The 18,177-nt window shown below is 70.6% G+C and carries 15 protein-coding genes; 2 read left to right on the top strand and 13 right to left on the bottom strand.

Annotation, left to right across the window (positions count from 1 at the left end; genetic code table 11):
- Positions 1–16 precede the first annotated feature (16 nt).
- The gene (locus EJG53_RS30590; protein WP_125047580.1) at positions 17–631 is read right to left on the bottom strand and encodes a dienelactone hydrolase family protein; all 615 of its coding nucleotides are present in this window, start codon (positions 629–631) and stop codon (positions 17–19) included.
- A 105-nt stretch (positions 632–736) separates the two neighbouring features.
- On the opposite strand from EJG53_RS30590, the gene EJG53_RS30585 reads away from it, so the two are divergent.
- Positions 737–1,858: a mechanosensitive ion channel family protein gene (locus tag EJG53_RS30585; RefSeq protein ID WP_241267695.1), complete on the top strand. Its 1,122-nt coding sequence runs from the start codon at positions 737–739 to the stop codon at positions 1,856–1,858.
- Positions 1,859–1,970: 112 nt separating this feature from the next.
- On the opposite strand, the gene EJG53_RS30580 is transcribed toward EJG53_RS30585, so the two are convergent.
- The 4 genes from EJG53_RS30580 to EJG53_RS41260 all read right to left on the bottom strand — a co-directional run bounded on the left by EJG53_RS30580 (position 1,971) and on the right by EJG53_RS41260 (position 6,663).
- Complete coding sequence (locus EJG53_RS30580; RefSeq protein ID WP_031003976.1) at positions 1,971–3,572, bottom strand: Na+/H+ antiporter; 1,602 nt, start codon at positions 3,570–3,572, stop codon at positions 1,971–1,973.
- A gap of 163 nt (positions 3,573–3,735) precedes the next feature.
- Positions 3,736–4,677, bottom strand: a complete 942-nt coding sequence (locus tag EJG53_RS30575; RefSeq protein WP_125047578.1) for an RluA family pseudouridine synthase — start codon at positions 4,675–4,677, stop codon at positions 3,736–3,738.
- 80 nt (positions 4,678–4,757) lie between these two features.
- Complete coding sequence (gene lspA / locus EJG53_RS30570) at positions 4,758–5,429, bottom strand: signal peptidase II (protein ID WP_125047577.1); 672 nt, start codon at positions 5,427–5,429, stop codon at positions 4,758–4,760.
- A gap of 394 nt (positions 5,430–5,823) precedes the next feature.
- Positions 5,824–6,663: a TraR/DksA family transcriptional regulator gene (locus tag EJG53_RS41260; RefSeq protein WP_167515192.1), complete on the bottom strand. Its 840-nt coding sequence runs from the start codon at positions 6,661–6,663 to the stop codon at positions 5,824–5,826.
- A 616-nt stretch (positions 6,664–7,279) separates the two neighbouring features.
- On the opposite strand from EJG53_RS41260, the gene ileS reads away from it, so the two are divergent.
- Positions 7,280–10,420, top strand: a complete 3,141-nt coding sequence (ileS, locus tag EJG53_RS30550) for an isoleucine--tRNA ligase (RefSeq protein ID WP_125047575.1) — start codon at positions 7,280–7,282, stop codon at positions 10,418–10,420.
- Positions 10,421–10,849: 429 nt separating this feature from the next.
- On the opposite strand, the gene EJG53_RS30545 is transcribed toward ileS, so the two are convergent.
- From EJG53_RS30545 to murG, 8 genes are all read right to left on the bottom strand, one after another.
- Positions 10,850–11,980, bottom strand: coding sequence for a DivIVA domain-containing protein (locus tag EJG53_RS30545; protein ID WP_125047574.1), 1,131 nt, complete (start codon positions 11,978–11,980; stop codon positions 10,850–10,852).
- Positions 11,981–12,029: 49 nt separating this feature from the next.
- Positions 12,030–12,323 carry a YggT family protein gene (locus EJG53_RS30540; protein WP_030676138.1) on the bottom strand — a complete coding sequence of 98 codons (294 nt, stop codon included), beginning with the start codon at positions 12,321–12,323 and terminating at the stop codon, positions 12,030–12,032.
- A 70-nt stretch (positions 12,324–12,393) separates the two neighbouring features.
- Entirely contained in the window at positions 12,394–13,014 is a 621-nt protein-coding gene (locus tag EJG53_RS30535; RefSeq protein ID WP_030024677.1) for a cell division protein SepF, read from the bottom strand.
- 124 nt (positions 13,015–13,138) lie between these two features.
- Positions 13,139–13,870 (bottom strand): YggS family pyridoxal phosphate-dependent enzyme, encoded by a 732-nt coding sequence (locus EJG53_RS30530; RefSeq protein ID WP_125047573.1) that lies wholly within the window; start codon positions 13,868–13,870, stop codon positions 13,139–13,141.
- A gap of 3 nt (positions 13,871–13,873) precedes the next feature.
- The gene (pgeF, locus tag EJG53_RS30525) at positions 13,874–14,623 is read right to left on the bottom strand and encodes a peptidoglycan editing factor PgeF (RefSeq protein WP_371858745.1); all 750 of its coding nucleotides are present in this window, start codon (positions 14,621–14,623) and stop codon (positions 13,874–13,876) included.
- Positions 14,624–14,636: 13 nt separating this feature from the next.
- Complete coding sequence (ftsZ, locus tag EJG53_RS30520) at positions 14,637–15,866, bottom strand: cell division protein FtsZ (protein ID WP_030024674.1); 1,230 nt, start codon at positions 15,864–15,866, stop codon at positions 14,637–14,639.
- Positions 15,867–16,140: 274 nt separating this feature from the next.
- The gene (locus EJG53_RS30515) at positions 16,141–17,022 is read right to left on the bottom strand and encodes a cell division protein FtsQ/DivIB (RefSeq protein WP_218041935.1); all 882 of its coding nucleotides are present in this window, start codon (positions 17,020–17,022) and stop codon (positions 16,141–16,143) included.
- A 65-nt stretch (positions 17,023–17,087) separates the two neighbouring features.
- Positions 17,088–18,173 (bottom strand): undecaprenyldiphospho-muramoylpentapeptide beta-N-acetylglucosaminyltransferase, encoded by a 1,086-nt coding sequence (gene murG, locus EJG53_RS30510; protein WP_031003984.1) that lies wholly within the window; start codon positions 18,171–18,173, stop codon positions 17,088–17,090.
- Positions 18,174–18,177: the final 4 nt, after the last annotated feature.

Below are 18,177 nucleotides of genomic sequence, written 5' to 3'. Positions count from 1 at the left end.
AAAGCCACTAACAGCCTTACAGCGAGTCGAGGAAGCCGAGGGCGACCTTCCAGGCGCTCTCGGCGGCCTCCTCGTCGTAGTCCGGCAGGTCCGGGTCGGTGAACAGGTGCCCGGCGCCCGGGTAGCGGTAGACCTCCACGTCCGCGCCGGCCCGCCCCATCCGCAGGTACCAGGCGTTCAGCCAGTCGTGCGGCTCGAACGGGTCCGGATCGGCGACATGCAACTGGACGGGCAGCTCGTCGACCGCCGCGTCGTCGGCGAGGTCCGAGGTACCGTGCATCAGCAGCAGGCCGCGCGCCTTCTCGTCGCCCAGGGCGAGGTTCTGGGCGACCGCGCCGCCGAAGGAGAAGCCCGCGTAGACCACGCCCCGGTCGGAATACGGCGCGGCCGCGGTCACGGCACGGACCAGCAGTTCGTCCTTGCCGATCTCGTCCTTGATCGCCACGCCGTCCTCGACGGTGTCCGCGGTCCGCCCGTCGAAGAGGTCCGGCACGACGACCTCGTGACCGGCCGCGCGCAGCCGGTCGGCGGCGGCGTGCACCGCGGGCCGCAGGCCGCACACCGAGTGGAACAGGACAACCGTCGAGGGTTTCGCGGACGGCGCGGACGGCGAGGCGGACGAAGAGACCACTGAATTCACTTCCCTGTCATTGGATCGCACTTCCACCATCGTGCCAGTTACGGTCAGTAGGTACCGGCACGAAGCTGACCACACCTAGGAGGACCGGAAGTGTCCATGGAGGACGTGCTTCGTCCGCTCATCGTCGTAGGCGGCTCGATAGTCGTGACGCTCATCCTGGGCTGGCTGGCCGACCTGGCACTGCGCCGGGCCGACACGGCCCGCCCGGACACGCCACTGTGGGGCCTCCTGCGGCGCTGCCGCGTCCCCCTGCAGGTGGTGCTGGTGACCGCGCTGCTGCGCGGTCTCTACGACAGAACAGGGCTGGCGTTCATCGAGGACCACGAAGCGGGCCTCGGCCAGATCCTCTCCCTCGTCCTGATCGCGGCCACCGCCTGGCTCGCCGTCCGGGCGTCGGCGGCCATCGTGGAGTCCTCGTACTCCCGGTACGCGGCGGGCGCGCGGGACGCGGCCCGGGTCCGGCGGGTCCGTACCCAGGTCACCCTGATCCAGCGGGTGGTCACGGCGGTCGTCATCGTCGTCGCCGCGGCCTCGATGCTGCTGACCTTCCCGAAGATGCAGACGGTCGGCCAGTCCATGCTGGCCTCGGCGGGACTGGTCGGCATCGTGGCCGGTGTCGCCGCGCAGTCCACCCTCGGCAACCTCTTCGCCGGCCTGCAGATCGCCTTCGGTGACATGGTGCGCATCGGGGACACGGTGGTCGTGGACAAGGAGTGGGGCACGGTCGAGGAGATCACCCTGACCTTCCTGACCGTACGGACCTGGGACGAGCGGCGGATCACCATGCCCGTGTCCTACTTCACCAGCAAGCCGTTCGAGAACTGGTCGCGCGGCGGCGCGCAGATGACCGGCACGGTCTTCTTCCACCTCGACCACGCGGCCCCCGTGGAGAAGATGCGGGAGCGGCTGCACGAGATCCTGCAGAACAGCACCGACTGGGACGGCCGCGGCTGGAGCCTGGTGGTCACCGACACCACACCGACCACCATCCAGGTACGCGCCCTGGTCACCGCCCGCGACTCGGACTCCATCTGGTCGGTGCGCTGCGAGGTCCGCGAGCGGATGATCGACTGGCTGCGCGCGGAACACCCGTACGCGCTGCCGAGGGTGGTCACCGCCGCCGCTCCCGACAGCGGGGAGGACCCCGCCCGGCTGGCGCCGGCGGACGGGGAGCGGCGCCCGGGCACCCTGGACAAGGGACCGGGCCTGGACGGCTGACGGCGCGGGGGCGGGGTACGACCGCAGCGACCGCACCCCGCCCCTCGTGGCCTCACGGCCTTCCTGCTCGCCGCCTCCCGGCCTCACGGCCCCCGGCTTGCCCCTCCCGGCCCTACGGCAGCGGAGCACCCCGCAGACTGCGCATGTCCAGTTGGCGCAGCACCCGGTCCACGATCTCCGGGTCGGCGCCCGGCTCGCTGCGCGCCGCCAGCACCTCGTGGCGGGCGGCCGAGAGCATCTCGCTCTGGATGCTCTGCACCTTCTTCATCCGGGTGATGCGCTTCTCGAAGTGCTCCCGCCGGTCGTCGTCCACGATGTCCGGCGCGATGCGGGCGCCCATGTCGTAGGCGCGCCGGGCGAGCTGCTCGCTGATCTCCTCCGGCAGCTCCTCGACCTCCAGGATCTCCTTCAGGCGCCGCTTGGACGCCTTGATCACCCGGAGCGCCAGCTCGTGCTCCAGCTTCTCCTCGGCCTCCGAGTCGGCCTTCACCCGCAGCTTCTTGACCAGGGTCGGCAGCGACAGGCCCTGGACGACGAGGCCGGAGAGCACCACGGCGAAGGCGATGAACAGGATCTCGTCCCGGGCCGGGAAGTCCTTGCCGCCGTCGATCGTGTACGGGATGGCCAGGGCCAGTGCGACGGACGCCACACCGCGCATCCCGGACCACCACATGATCACGGTCTCCCGCCAGCTCAGCGGGATGTCCTCGTCGAAGTCGCGGCGCTTGTGCATCCGCTTGGCCAGCCAGGCGGCGGGCAGCAGCCACAGCAGCCGGACGCCCACCACGACCACCACGACGGCGGCGCCGATGCCGAGCATCTCGCCCCAGCGGCCGGAGGCCACCTTGATGACGTTGTGCAGCTCCAGGCCGATCAGCCCGAAGGCGACACCGGTGACGAGGGTGTCGACGATCTCCCAGAAGGTGTAGCCGGCCAGCCGGCCCATCACGTCGTCGGCGTCCACCGCGTACTCGGCGAGGAACAGCGCGGTGGTCAGCACCGCCAGCACCCCGGAGCCCTCGAACTCCTCGGCGAGGACGTACGCGACGAACGGCACCAGCAGCGTCAGGCCGATCTGCAGCGTCGGGTCGCCCAGCAGGCCCATCAGCTTGTTGGTGATCCAGCCCAGCACCAGGCCGACCGCTATCGCGACCACCGCGGACAGCACCAGCGAGCCGACCGCTGAGGGCACCGAGAAGGAGCCGCTGACGGCGGCGGCGAGCGCGACGTGGTAGAGCACGATCGCGGTGACGTCGTTGAACAGCCCCTCGCCCTCCAGGATGGAGACCATGCGGCGGGGCAGCCCCAGCTTGCCCGCGACGGCGGTCGCGGCGACCGGGTCGGGCGGTGCGACGAGCGCGCCGAGCACCACCGCGGCGGCGATCGGCATCCCGGGGACGACGGCGTGCGCCACGGCGGCGACGGCGGCCGTGGTCGCGAAGACCAGGGCCACCGCCAGCAGGAAGATGGGCCGGATGTTGGCCGTGAACTGCCGCCAGGAGGTGCGCTGCACGGCGGCGTAGAGCAGGGGTGGCAGCACCAGCGGGAGGATGAACTCCGGCGGTACCTCCACGTTCGGCACGAACGGCAGCAGTGCCAGCACCGCGCCCGCGAGCGTCATCAGGACCGGCGACGGCAGGCCCAGCCGGTCACCGACCGGGACCATGACCACGGCCCCGAGAAGTAGGACGAACATCAGGGCCAACTGGTCCACGGTGACTGCACTCCGGGGTCGGTATCGATCACGTTCCGCCCCAAGCCTGCCATGAAGCGCACAAAAACCGCTCGGACGAGCGGTCCGGCCGCTCGGCCGTCCGGCCTATCCGCGCACGGCGCGTACCGCCGTGTCCCGTACCGCCCCGGGCGGGGCGTCCGGCTCAGGCGCTCTCGGCCCGCACCCGGTCCAGGGCGCGCTGAAGATCCTCGGGGTAGGCGCTCTCGAACTCCACCCACTGCCCGTCGGCCGGGTGCTCGAAGCCCAGCCGCATCGCGTGCAGCCACTGCCGGGTGAGGCTCAGCCGCTTGGCGAGCGTCGGGTCGGCGCCGTAGGTCAGGTCGCCGACGCACGGGTGACGGTGCGCGGACATGTGGACCCGGATCTGGTGCGTACGCCCCGTCTCCAGCTTGATGTCCAGCAGGCTGGCCGCCCGGAACGCCTCGATCAGGTCGTAGTGCGTCACCGACGGCTTGCCGTCGGCCGTCACCGCCCACTTGTAGTCGTGCTGCGGGTGCCGGCCGATGGGCGCGTCGATGGTGCCGCTCATCGGGTCCGGGTGACCCTGCACCAGGGCGTGGTACCGCTTGTCGACCGTACGCTCCCGGAACTGCTGCTTGAGCAGGGTGTACGCGCGCTCGGACTTGGCCACCACCATCAGGCCGGAGGTGCCGACGTCGAGGCGGTGCACGATGCCCTGGCGCTCGGCGGCGCCGGAGGTCGAGATACGGAAGCCGGCGGCGGCCAGCCCGCCGATGACGGTGGTGCCCGTCCAGCCGGGGCTGGGGTGCGCGGCGACGCCGACCGGCTTGACGATCACGACGATGTCGTCGTCGTCGTGCACGATCTCCATGCCCTCGACCGGCTCGGCGACGATCTCCACCGGTGGCGCGGCCTGCGGCATCTCCACTTCCAGCCAGGCACCGCCGTGCACCCGCTCGGACTTCATGACTTCGGCGCCGTCCACCCGGACCTTCCCGCCGGCCGCCAGCTCGGCGGCCTTCGTACGGGAGAAGCCGAACATACGGGCCAGCGCGGCGTCGACGCGCTCGCCCTCCAGGCCGTCCGGTACGGGCAGGGTGCGGATCTCGGGAATCGTGCTCACATCACCGAGTATGTCAGCCCGCCGCGGCACTCCCGCCGGCCCCGGTCACCCGGGGCCCGCAGCCCGTACGGCACGGGGCCTCAGTCCTTGTGGACCGTGCCGTCCGGGTCCAGTCCGCGGAAGGACAGAATCACGATCAGGATGCCGCCGCAGACGATCGCGGAGTCCGCGAGGTTGAAGACCGCGAAGTGGGCGGGGGCGATGAAGTCCACCACCGCGCCCTCGAAGACGCCCGGCGTACGGAAGATCCGGTCGGTGAGGTTGCCGAAGGCGCCGCCCAGCAGCAGGCCGAGAGCGATGCCCCACGGCAGGCTGTAGAGCTTGCGGGCGATCCGGATGATCACCACGATCACGATCGCCGCGATGATGGTGAGGAAGATCGTCAGCGCCTCGCCGATGCTGAAGGCGGCACCTCGGTTGCGGATCACCTCCAGGCGCAGCAACGACCCGATCACCTCGATGGGGGCGTGGTGCTCCAGCTTCGCGACCACCAGCGCCTTGCTGCCCAGGTCGAGGAGGTAGACGACGGCCGCGACCAGGAACAGCGTGCCGATCCGCCGCTTGCCCCGGCCCTTGGCCCGCGCCGAGGTGGCACCGGCCTCGTCCTCGTCCAGGGTCTCGTCCCGGTGTTCGTCCCGCTCCCGCGGCGCCGTCCCGCCGGCCTTCCCCCCGGCTCCCGGCACCGCCGCCGTCCCCGGCTCGGAATCCGGCCCGGTCTCCGGCGTACCGGTGATGCGCTCCGCCTCTGCCACGTTGTGAGCCCCTCAGCCCGTCGAGTCCCGCACGCCAGGCCGCCCCCGGCTGAGAGCCTGTGTCTAAATCCCGGTCGGATCAGCGCACGTCGTCTGGTGCACTCCGCTGCGCTCCGTCTCGGCTCCTTCAACCACCCTTCGGAAGCCGAGCCGATCGCAAGGCGCCGGAGCGCCCTCGTAGCGGAGCTACGCGGGCGTTTCGGCAACGCCGCGAGCGTGCGTGCCAGACGGCGGGCGCCCGGCCGGGGTTTAGACACAGGCTCTGAGCACGAGGGTACGGCACAGGCGTACGGACACCGCGGGTACGGTCCCCTCGGCCTCGGGTGATTCATCCGGAGCCCGCCACCGGCCACTGGCCTCCGCCCCTACCACCACCCCCTGCCGGCACTCCTCCCTACCTCCTTTCCTGCCTCTGCTTGCACTCCACGCACAGCGTCGCCCGGGGGAACGCCTGCATCCGGGCCTTGCCGATCGGCTTGCCGCAGTTCTCGCACAGGCCGTACGTGCCCGCGTCCAGCCGCTCCAGGGCGCGCTCGGTCTGGAGCAGCATCTCGCGGGCGTTGGAGGCCAGCGCCATCTCGTGTTCGCGGGTGATGTTCTTGCTGCCGGTGTCGGCCTCGTCACCGGTGCCTTCACCGGTGTCCCGCATCAGCCCGGCGAGCGCGTCCTCGGACGCCTGGATCTCGGTACGCAGCCGGGCGACCTCGTCGTGCAGTTCCGTACGGGCCCCGGCGACCTCGGCCGGCGTCCAGGGGTCCTCGCCGGGCCGTACCGCCAGCTCGCCGGGGGCCGCGGCGCGCGCCTTGGGCACCGCGCCCGCCGTCCCGTCCTGCTCCGCCTCGGCGGCCGGTGCCCCGCCCGGAGTCTGCTTCTCCACCACCGTCTTGGCTCCCGTCTTCTTCGCGGGCACCGCCTTCTCGGCAGGTGCGGTCTTCTTGGCCGCCTTCTTCGCGGCGGCCTTCCGGGGCGCGGGCCCGCCGTCCGCGGGAGCCTCCCCGGCCTCCCGCCGCACCGCCTTCTTCCTCCCCGCGCCCTTGCCGCCCGGTGTCTTCTCGGCCGTCTTCCCGGCCGCGGGCGGGTGCTCCGGCTCCTCCTCCGGGGTGTGCGGCACGGCCTCCGCGCTCATCGCCGTGGCGGCGGACGCCCGCTTCTTCGCCGCGGGTCCGGGCTTGTCGGCCGCGGCCTTCCGGGCATCCGCCGTGCTCTTCTTCGCGGCGGTCTTCTTCGCCACCATGGCCGCGACCCCTTCACGTATGTGATCATGCTCGCGAATCGTGACCGGAACGATAAATCGCCTCAAGGCACGCGGCAACGGGACGCACCGCCCTTTCCCGCCCGGTCTCCCCCCACGGCAGCCGGGTCTCCATCCGTTGTGCCCCCCTGCCCGCCCGGTAATCCGCCAGCCCACGGCCCGCGCGGAGCCCGCCGCCGGGCGCCCCGCGCGCGGGCGCCGACTCCCGCGCCCTGCGTATCGCCATTCGGGTCACACCCTCGGCGCCCGCTACCTCACTCGGCGCAGCCGGTGAAACCGGTCGGTGCGCACCCCCTGTGCCCCGTACACTGGCCCCAGCGAAAGGCGTGGACGGGACGAGTAGCGTCGTACGCAGCGATGAGCGATCCGGGGACGGTGCGAGCCCGGAGGCGTGCGCGACGTGAAGATCACCCCAGAGCCGCCGGAAGAACGCCCACGGGCGGCCAGCAAGCGGCCCGCGGGTCAGTAGAACCGGCCTCGCGACCCCAATGAGGGGGCGGTGGAGCGCACACCGCCAAGGAGGGTGGTACCGCGGGAGCCCAGGCTCTCGTCCCTCCGGACGGAGAACGCAGCAGGTGTCCGCCGGAGGAACGCCCCGATGTCACAGCCTCAGTACCGCCAGGTACCCGCCCAGGTAGACCTGCCCGCCCTTGAGCACGCGGTGCTCGATTTCTGGCGCGAGCAGAAGATCTTCGCCCGTACCCTCCAGCAGTCCGAGGGACGCCCCGAGTGGGTCTTCTACGAGGGCCCGCCGACCGCCAACGGCATGCCCGGTGCCCACCACATCGAGGCCCGCGTCTTCAAGGACGTCTTCCCCCGCTTCCGCACCATGCGGGGTTACCACGTCGACCGCAAGGCCGGCTGGGACTGCCACGGCCTGCCGGTCGAGCTGGCCGTCGAGAAGGAACTGGGCTTCAACGGCAAGAAGGACATCGAGGCGTACGGCATCGCCGAGTTCAACGCCAAGTGCCGCGAGTCGGTGACCCGCCACACCGACGCGTTCGCCGACCTGACCACCCGGATGGGCTACTGGACGGACCTGGACGACCCGTACCGCACCATGGACCCCGACTACATCCAGTCGGTCTGGTGGTCCCTCAAGCAAATCTTCGACAAGGGCCTGCTGGCGCAGGACCACCGCGTCGCCCCCTGGTGCCCCCGCTGCGGCACCGGCCTGTCCGACCACGAGCTGGCCCAGGGCTACGAAACCGTCGTGGACCCCTCGGTCTTCGTCCGTCTCCCCCTCACCTCCGGCCCGCTGGCCGGCGAGGCGGCCCTCCTGATCTGGACGACCACCCCCTGGACCCTGGTCTCCAACACGGCGGTCGCCGCCCACCCCGACGTCACCTACGTCGTGGCCACCGACGGCCAGGAAAAGCTGGTCGTCGCCGAGCCCCTCCTCGAAAAGGCCCTCGGCGAAGGCTGGACCACGACCGGCCAGACCTTCACCGGCCGCGACATGGAGCGCTGGGCCTACCGCCGCCCCTTCGACCTGGTCGAGCTGGAAGACGCCAACTTCGTCGTCAACGCCGACTACGTCACCACCGAAGACGGTACGGGCCTGGTCCACCAGGCCCCGGCCTTCGGCGAGGACGACCTCAAGACCTGCCGCGGCTACGGCCTGCCGGTCGTCAACCCGGTGCGCCCCGACGGCACCTTCGAGGAGGGCCTCGCCCTCGTCGGCGGCCAGTTCTTCAAGAAGGCCGACGAACACCTCGTCGCCGACCTCGACGCGCGCGGCCTGCTCTTCCGGCACCTCGCCTACGAGCACAGCTACCCGCACTGCTGGCGCTGCCACACCGCGCTCCTCTACTACGCCCAGCCGTCCTGGTACATCCGCACCACCGCGGTCAAGGACGCCCTGCTGCGCGAGAACGAGCGCACCAACTGGTTCCCCGAGTCGGTCAAGCACGGCCGCTTCGGCGACTGGCTCAACAACAACATCGACTGGGCCCTCTCCCGCAACCGCTACTGGGGAACGCCTCTCCCCATCTGGCGCTGCGCCGAGGACCACCTGACCTGCGTGGGCTCCCTCGCCGAACTGACCGACCTCACCGGCACCGACCAGTCGGCCCTGGACCCGCACCGCCCCTACATCGACGCCGTCACCTTCCCCTGCCCCACCTGCCAGGGCATCGCGACACGCGTCCCCGAGGTCATCGACGCCTGGTACGACTCCGGCTCCATGCCCTTCGCGCAGTGGGGATACCCGTACAAGAACAAGGAACTGTTCGAGAAGCGCTACCCCGCACAGTTCATCTCCGAGGCCATCGACCAGACCCGCGGCTGGTTCTACACCCTCATGGCCGTAGGCACCCTCGTCTTCGACAAGTCCTCCTACGAGAACGTGGTCTGCCTGGGCCACATCCTCGCCGAGGACGGCCGCAAGATGTCCAAGCACCTGGGCAACACCCTCGACCCGATCCCGCTGATGGACCAGCACGGCGCCGACGCGGTCCGCTGGTTCATGGCAGCGGGCGGCTCCCCCTGGGCAGCCCGCCGGGTGGGCCACGGCACCATCCAGGAAGTGGTCCGCAAGACCCTCCTGACCTACTGGAACACGGTCGCCTTCCAGGCCCTGTACGCCCGCACCTCCAACTGGTCCCCGAGCGCCGAAGACCCTACCCCGGCCGACCGCCCCCTGCTGGACCGCTGGCTCCTGTCCGAACTCCACGCCCTCACCCGGGACGTCACCGACGCCCTCGAAACCTTCGACACCCAGCGCGCCGGCAAACTCCTCTCCTCCTTCGTCGACGACCTCTCCAACTGGTACGTACGCCGCTCCCGCCGCCGCTTCTGGCAGGGCGACAAGGCAGCGCTGCGCACCCTCCACGAGGTCATCGAGACCGTCACCCGGCTGATGGCCCCCATCACCCCGTTCATCACCGAACGCGTCTGGCAGGACCTGGTCGTCCCGGTCACCCCCGACGCCCCCGACTCGGTCCACCTCTCCACCTGGCCCGAGGCCGACCACTCCGCGATCGACCCGGAACTGTCGAAGCAGATGGTCCTGGTCCGCCGCCTGGTCGAACTGGGCCGCGCCACCCGCGCGGAGTCCGGCGTCAAGACCCGCCAGCCCCTCTCCCGCGCCCTGGTGGCAGCCTCCGGCTTCGAGTCACTCTCCCCCGAGCTGCGCACCCAGATCACCGAGGAACTGAACGTCTCCACCCTCGCCACCCTCTCCGAGGTGGGCGGCTCCCTGGTGGACACCACGGCCAAGGCCAACTTCCGGGCCCTGGGCAAGCGTTTCGGCAAGGGCGTCCAGGCCGTGGCCAAGGCCATCGCCGCCACCGACGCCGCGGCCCTCTCCCTCGCCCTGCGCGAAGGCACCGCGACCATCACCGTCGACGGCGAGACGCTCCCCCTCTCCCCCGACGAGGTCATCATCACCGAGACCCCGCGCGAGGGCTGGTCGGTGGCCTCCGACGCGGGCGCCACCGTAGCCCTCGACCTGGAAATCACCCCGGACCTCCGCCGAGCCGGCCTGGCCCGCGACGCCATCCGCCTCATCCAGGAGGCCCGCAAGAACAGCGGCCTGGACGTGGCCGACCGCATCACCCTCCGCTGGCAGACCCCCGACGAGGAAGTCCGCACAGCCCTGACCGACCACCAGTCCCTCATCGCGGACGAGGTCCTGGCCACCGACTTCGCCCAAGGCGAGGCCGACAACACCTACGGCCAGCAGTTCGAGGACGAGTCCCTCAACCTGACCTTCCGCCTCAAGAAGACCGAGGCGTAACCACCGAGCAGGTGTAGCAACACGACGGCCCCCGACGCACCAAGCGTCGGGGGCCGTTCCCGTCAGGGAAATCGGCGTTTCTAGGCCACACCAGCCCAATTCACACCGAAAGCCGCCGGACGGCCAGGGCTCGGGGTCCCGCAGGGGTCTCCCCGCAGGCAGCCGGGCCTCTGCGTCGCCGAATGAAGGCACGTTGCGGTCCACGGTGCCGAGGAGTGACCCCGGAGTGGCCCCGAGCCCCCACCCACCGAACCTCTCGCGCAAGACGCGCACCCCCACCGGACCAAAGGCGCGAAACGCGAACCCCCACAAGCAGCCAAGCCCGCAGGCCACAAAAAGAGCCGGACCCCCGGGGATACCCCCAGGGGCCCAGCCCTGATTGCCGACCACGCGCTACACGCGACGACTACGCGCGAAGCGCGACTCCGCTCAGTTGTCGTCCTCGTCGATGAGGAACCCACGCATCGGCGACGGCGCCTGCTGCATCGGCTGCTGTCCCTGCGGCCGCACCGGAGCCATCGGCTGCGTCATCGCCGGCGACATCTGCTGCTGCCCGCCGTACGACGGCGCACTGCCCGAGCCACCACCGTGACCGCCCATCGACTGCCCGCCACCCATGGAGTGGTTCCCACCCATGGATCCCGCACCGGCCGAAGCCATCGACGGCGACGGCGGCAGCGAGGCGGTCGCCGGCGTCCGCGGCGGCGCCAGCGAGTCGTCGGCCTGGTTCTCCAGCTGGCGCAGCTGGCTCTCCAGGTAGGACTTCAGCCGCGTACGGTACTCGCGCTCGAAGCCGCGCAGGTCCTCGACCTTGCGCTCCAGCGTGGCGCGGGCCGACTCCAGCGACCCCATCGCGACGCGGTGCTTCTCCTGCGCGTCCCGCTCCAGCGCATCCGCCTTGGCACGGGCGTCCCGCTCCAGACCCTCCGCACGCGAGCGCGCCTCGCCCACGATCTTGTTGGCCTCGGAACGGGCCTCCGCGATCGCCTGGTCGGCGGTCTGCTGCGCGAGCGAGAGCACGCGAGCGGCACTGTCACCGCCCGGGCCCTGCCCCGGCTGCGGCAGCTGCGGGCCGCCGTGGCCACCGGGACCGCCCATCGGGCCGCCCAGCGGACCGCCGGGGCCCATCGGGCCGGGGCCGTGCGGGCCCTGCGGGCCGGGACCGTGGCCACCGGGCCCGGCCGGGAGCTGCGGGGCTCCTCCGGTCAGCTGCGGCGGGCCGCCCAACTGCTGCTGTTGCTGCTGTTGCTGCGGCGGCACCGGCTGCGGTCCGGATATGGCGGCGGGCACCGGAGCCCCGGGCCGCCCCTGCTGGTGCTGCTGCCCCTGGTCCTGCTGCTGCTCCTGCTGCTTGCGCATGTTCTGCTGCTGCTGGTTCTGCGCGGCGGCTCGCGTCGCGGCGGCCAGCTTGGCGCGCAGGTCCTCGTTCTCGCGCAGCAGGCGGGTCAGTTCGGCTTCGACCTCATCGAGGAAGGCATCGACCTCGTCCTCGTCATAGCCTTCTCGGAGGCGGACGGTCGTGAACTGCTTGTTCCGCACGTCCTCGGGGGTCAACGGCATCTCTACTTCACCTCAACGTAGTCGTCGGCAATCGGCAAGACCGTATCGTTCACACCAACAACACCGATCTCACGACGGTGATCAGGATGTAGACGATGATCATCAATACGAAGAAGGACAGGTCGAGCGCCACGCCCCCGAGACGCAGCGGCGGAATGACCCGCCGCAAGAGCTTGAGTGGCGGATCAGTGACAGTGTAGGTGGCCTCCAGAACGACCACCATTGGCTTGCCGGGTTGCCATGAACGGGCGAACTGGAAGACATAGTCCATCACCAGCCGGAAGATCAACACGATGAGGAAGCAGTACAACGCGATGTAGATCACCTGTCCAGCGATGCTCATCCGCGGTGTCCTCTCCCCTTGCCATGCTGTCGTGTTGGGCGTTTCCGCCCGGTGTGCCCGGTATTGCGTCTCAGCTCTGGTTGAAGAACCCGCCCTCTGCGATGCGGGCCTTGTCCTCCGCCGTGACATCGACGTTAGCAGGCGACAACAGGAACACCTTCTGCGTCACCCGCTCGATGCTGCCGTGCAGGCCGAAGACGAGACCGGCAGCAAAGTCGACAAGTCGCTTCGCGTCCGTATCGTCCATCTCCGTGAGATTCATGATCACCGGAGTGCCCTCACGGAAGTGTTCCCCGATGGTACGGGCTTCGTTGTAGGTCCGGGGGTGCAGCGTCGTGATGCGGTACGGCTCCCGCTCGGACACAACCTTGGGCATGATCACCGGTGCGTTCTTCTCCAGATTCGGACGGTCGGGTGTGATGGACGCCACGGGGGCGATTCGGGCGGGTCGTCCGCTTTCGGCAGCCAGAGGGGCGGACTCACGCTGAGCGGGCGGCTGGGCGACTCGGACGGGTTCGTCCCGTTCCGGGTGCGGCTCGGTGGGTACTTGGGTCTGCTGTCGCCGCCCCCGTTCGGGCTCCGGGTCAAGCTCGGGCTCGAACTCGTCGTCGGGGTCGAACCCCCGGCCGTCGTACCCATCGTCCTCCACGAGGCCGAGGTAGACCGCCATCTTGCGCATCGCGCCGGCCATTCTCTGCGTCCTCCGCTCTGTGGTGGATCGGCTCCGTCACCAGGTGCCTTGAATCCACGCGGTCTGCCCTCCTTTTGGGGGCAATGACCATATTTTGTGCTGTGGTCCGACTTGCTTGGCGACGTTACCCGAGCCGTGGTCGGACTCCGAGTACCGCAGTGCCGACGCGCACATGTGTCGCCCCGGCAGCCACGGCTTCATCGAGGTCCGCGCTCATCCCTGCCGACACCATGTTCGCAGCAGGATGGTTCACGCGCAGGCCGGATGAGATTTCCATCAAACGCTCGAAAGCGGCACCGGGACGGCCGGCATAACGGCCGGTCAGCGGAGCCACCGTCATCAGGCCGTCCAGGCGCAGCCCTTCGGCGGCCGCGACGGCGTCGGCGAGCGCGGCGACCCCGGCCGGGGCGACCCCGCCGCGCTCGCCCGTCGTTCCCCGGGTGTCACCCGACTCGGCGTCAAGTGCCACCTGGAGCAGGCAGCCCAGCTCGCGGCCGGCCCGTACCGCTTCCTTCGAGAGTGCGGTGACCAGCCTGGCGCGGTCGACCGACTGCACAATATCGGCGTAATTGACTACAGACCGCACTTTGTTGGTCTGCAACTGACCGACGAAATGCCAGGTAAGGGACAGATCCGAGCAGGCCGCGGCCTTCGGTGCCGCGTCCTGGTCGCGGTTCTCCGCCACCTGTCCGACGCCGAGTTCCGCGAGCAGCCGCACGTCGCTCGCCGGGTAGGTCTTCGTGACCACGATGAGGGTCACGTCCTCCCGCGCGCGGCCGGCCTTGTCGCACGCGGTGGAGATTCGTTCCTCCACGCGCGCCAGGTTGTCCGCCAGTTCGGTTCTACGATCCGTCACAGCTCAGCATCCCAGCCATACATAGCTCGCGAGCCGCCCGGTGACGCGGTCCCGCCGGTACGAGAAGTGGTCCGCCGACTCCAGCGTGCAGATGTGGGAATGCTCACCCATCTGGACGCCGCACGCGGCGAGTTGGGCACGGACCCCGGCGGCCATGTCCACCGCGGGCGTGCCCCACGAGGTGGTGGCCCAGGCTTCGGGCACCACCGCGGCGACCTCGGCGCGCATCGCCTCGGGCACCTCGTAGCAGCGTCCGCAGACCGCGGGGCCGGTACGGGCGACGATACGGGCCGGGTCGGCGCCCAGCGCGGTCATCGCCTCGACGGTCGCCGGAACCACCCCGGCCACCAGCCCCGGACGCCCCGCGTGCGCGGCGCCGGTGACCCCGGCGACCGGGTCGGCGAGGAGCACCGGGGTGCAGTCCGCGGTCAGGACGGCGAGGGCCAGGCCCCGGCGGGCCGTCACCACCGCGTCCACGCGGGGGATCTCGGCGCCGTCGCGCCAGGGGCCGTCGACCACGGCCACGTCGCGGCCGTGCACCTGGTTCATCCACACGACCGAGGCCGGGTCCAGGCCCAGCGCCTTGGCCGCCAGTTCGCGGTTGGTCCGTACCGCGGCGGGGTCGTCACCGACCGCGCCCCCGAGGTTCAGCTCGGCATACGGAGCGGCGCTCACCCCGCCCCACCGGTCGGTGGAGGCGAAGTGCGCGCCGCTCGTGTCGTTCGTCAGCACCGGGTGCTGTTGCCCTATCACGTCGGGACTTCGGTCACTTCAGGAAGTCGGGGACGTCCAGTTCCTCGGCCGCGGTGTCCGAGTACGGACGGGCCGGCGGAACCTGCGGCGAGGCGGTCGGGGGCGGCGGCACCTCGCCGAGCGGGGACGGGTCGGCCGGGGCCGGCTCCTCGTCCCGTACCGGCACCGAGCCCAGGCTGCCGAAGGACGACGGCCGGGACTCGGCCTGCGGGGCCGGGCGGCTGGGGGCCGGTGCCGGTTCCTCGCGCTTGCCGTTGTTCTGGCTGCCGAGCACGGTCTGCTGACGGGCCGGCGGCTGGCCGCCGTCGAAGCCCGCGGCGATGACGGTCACCCGGACCTCGTCGCCGAGCGCGTCGTCGATGACCGCACCGAAGATGATGTTCGCCTCGGGGTGGGCCGCCTCGCTGACCAGTTGCGCGGCCTCGTTGATCTCGAAGAGACCGAGGTCCGAGCCGCCGGAGATGGAGAGCAGCACGCCGCGGGCGCCGTCGATGGACGCCTCCAGGAGGGGCGAGGAGATCGCCATCTCCGCGGCGGCCACCGCGCGGTCGTCGCCGCGCGCCGAGCCGATGCCCATGAGGGCCGAGCCGGCCTCGGACATCACGGACTTGACGTCGGCGAAGTCCAGGTTGATCAGGCCCGGGGTGGTGATCAGGTCGGTGATGCCCTGGACACCCGACAGCAGTACCTGGTCCGCGGACTTGAACGCGTCGAGCACGCTCACCTGGCGGTCCGAGATGGACAGCAGTCGGTCGTTGGGGATCACGATGAGGGTGTCGACCTCGTCGCGCAGGCCGGCGATGCCGTCCTCGGCCTGGTTCGCGCGGCGACGGCCCTCGAAGGTGAACGGGCGGGTGACCACACCGATCGTCAGGGCGCCGAGCGAGCGGGCGATGTTGGCGACGACGGGGGCGCCACCGGTGCCGGTGCCGCCGCCCTCTCCCGCGGTCACGAAGACCATGTCGGCCCCCTTGAGGACCTCCTCGATCTCCTCACGGTGGTCCTCGGCCGCCTTGCGGCCGACGTCTGGGTTGGCGCCTGCGCCCAGCCCACGGGTGAGTTCCCGGCCGACGTCCAGCTTGACGTCGGCGTCGCTCATCAGCAGGGCCTGTGCATCGGTGTTGATCGCGATGAACTCGACGCCCTTGAGCCCGACCTCGATCATCCGGTTGATGGCGTTCACGCCACCGCCGCCGATGCCGACGACCTTGATGACTGCGAGGTAGTTCTGCGGTGCTGCCACGTCGAAGGCCTCTCGCCTCGAGTTACGTGTCGCCGCCGCACCGGGGTGCGGACGTCGACTGATGCCGATGGGACGGTTCGTAGTGCCGACCCGAACCCTAACGCTGAAGTTTAGGGTTACCAGTGCCTGTGTTCCTGGGACTCTTTGGAACGAGACACTAAGTCGACAAGTGGCGCACGTTCAACGAACACGCCGAACCTCCCGTTTTTCTTTTCACCCTATGTGATCACCCATAGTGGTAGCCATCCAGGGTGCTGGCCTGCGGGTACACACGTCAACTCCCCGACACCGCGGGCGCGGTGGGGACACTCACGTCGAAGTGGCGCGCGTCACGCGCCGCTTTCAGGGCCGCGGCGAGCACCTTGGCCTTCGCCGTACTGCGTTCGTCACTCCCCCAAACGACGGTACGGCCGCCCGTCAGCTTCAGGGTGATGGCGTCGAAGGAGCGCACCTCGACGGTGCGAACGTCCTGGTGGAGCGCCTTCGGCAGGGCGGTGACGACGGTACCGGCCGCGCGCCGGAGCCGGTCGGCGCCGAACCGGCGCAGTCCGGGACTGTCACGTACGGCCATTTCCAGAAGCGGGACGCCCTTCGGGGCGGCGGCGACCGTGGCGAAACGCGTCCCTTCTGCGTCCACTTCGACGAACTTTCCGCCCGTTTGAATAATGAGTTCCGGCTGCCTTTCGGTCACTTTCAGGCTGACCGTGTGCGGCCAGGAGCGCCTGACCTGAACGGACTTGACGCGCGGAAGTTTCGCGCGCACCCGGTCGGCGACGGCCTTCTTGTCCACCGAGGCGAGCGGGGTGTCCATCGGCACCGCGGCGGCCCGTACGACCTCATCGACCGTCAGCACGCCCGTACCGCTCACCTTGACGGCTTCCGTGCGCAGCCAGGTGGAGCCGTACAGGGCCCAGGCGCCGAAACCGGCCAGCAGCACCGCGCCGGCCAGTGTGATGATCAGAGTGCGCCGGGACGGCACGGTGAAGGGGACCCGCAGGCCGGAGCGCCCGCCCGAGGGGCCGGATTCGCCCCGCTTTGCTGGCTTTTTTCCCCCTCCCCCGCTGCCGGACCCGGAGTTGCCGGCCTTCCCGGACGAGGGCGGGCCGGAGCGCGCGGACTTCTTCTCCCCGCGTCGGGCGGTCGTCGGTCCGGCCACGCTCCCTCTCCTTCCGGCCGCCACCCCGGGGTTCACACCCCGGGGCAGCACGGCCGTACCGTCCGTCAGCGGCCGGCGACCGCCTCGTACACCATCTTCACCAGCAGCTCGTCCGCGTCCCTGCGGCCGAACTCGGACGCCGCGCGGGACATCTCGTACAGCCGGTGCGGGTCGGCGAGCACCGGGAGCACCTGGCCCTGCACCCACTCCGGCGTGAGCTGCGCGTCGTCGATCAGCAGGCCGCCGCCGGCGTTGACCACCGGCTGGGCGTTCAGCCGCTGTTCGCCGTTGCCGATGGGCAGCGGGACGTAGGCGGCCGGAAGCCCGACGGCGGAGAGTTCGGCGACGGTCATCGCGCCCGCGCGGCAGAGCATCATGTCGGCCGCGGCGTACGCGAGGTCCATCCGGTCCACGTACGGTACCGGTACATACGGGGGCATTCCCGGCATGTTGTCCACATGCGGCATTTCGTTCTTCGGGCCGACCGCGTGCAGCACCTGGATGCCGGAGCGCTGGAGCGCCGGCACGGCGGCCTGGATGACCTCGTTGAGCCGCCGGGCGCCCTGCGAGCCGCCGGAGACCAGCAGCGTCGGCAGGTTGGGGTCCAGCCCGAAGGCGGCCCGCGCCTCGGGGCGGACCGCCGCCCGGTCCAGGGTCGCGATGGAGCGGCGCAGCGGGATGCCGACGTACCGGGCGTCCCGCAGCTTGCTGTCCGGGGTGCTGACCGCGACGTACTTGGCGTACCGCGAGCCGATCTTGTTGGCCAGCCCGGGGCGGGCGTTGGCCTCGTGCACGATGATCGGCACCCCGCGCCGCTTGGCGGCCAGGTAACCCGGCAGCGCGACATAGCCGCCAAAGCCGACCACGCAGTCCGCCTTCGTGCGCTCCAGGATCTGCTCGGCGGCCTTGATCGTGCCGCGCAGCCGCCCGGGGACGGTGATCAGTTCGGGCGTGGGCTTGCGCGGCAGCGGTACGGCCGGGATCAGCCCCAGCTCGTAGCCCCGCTCCGGCACCAGCCTGGTCTCCAGTCCCTTCTCCGTACCGAGTGCCGTGATCCCCACGGTCGGGTCCTGCCTGCGCAGGGCGTCCGCGAGGGCGAGCGCGGGCTCGATGTGGCCGGCGGTCCCCCCACCGGCGAGTACGACATGCACCGAA

This window comes from Streptomyces chrestomyceticus JCM 4735, from assembly GCF_003865135.1.
In the GTDB taxonomy this organism is placed as follows: Bacteria; Actinomycetota; Actinomycetes; order Streptomycetales; family Streptomycetaceae; genus Streptomyces; species Streptomyces chrestomyceticus.
This window is presented reverse-complemented; position numbering and strand designations above follow the sequence as displayed.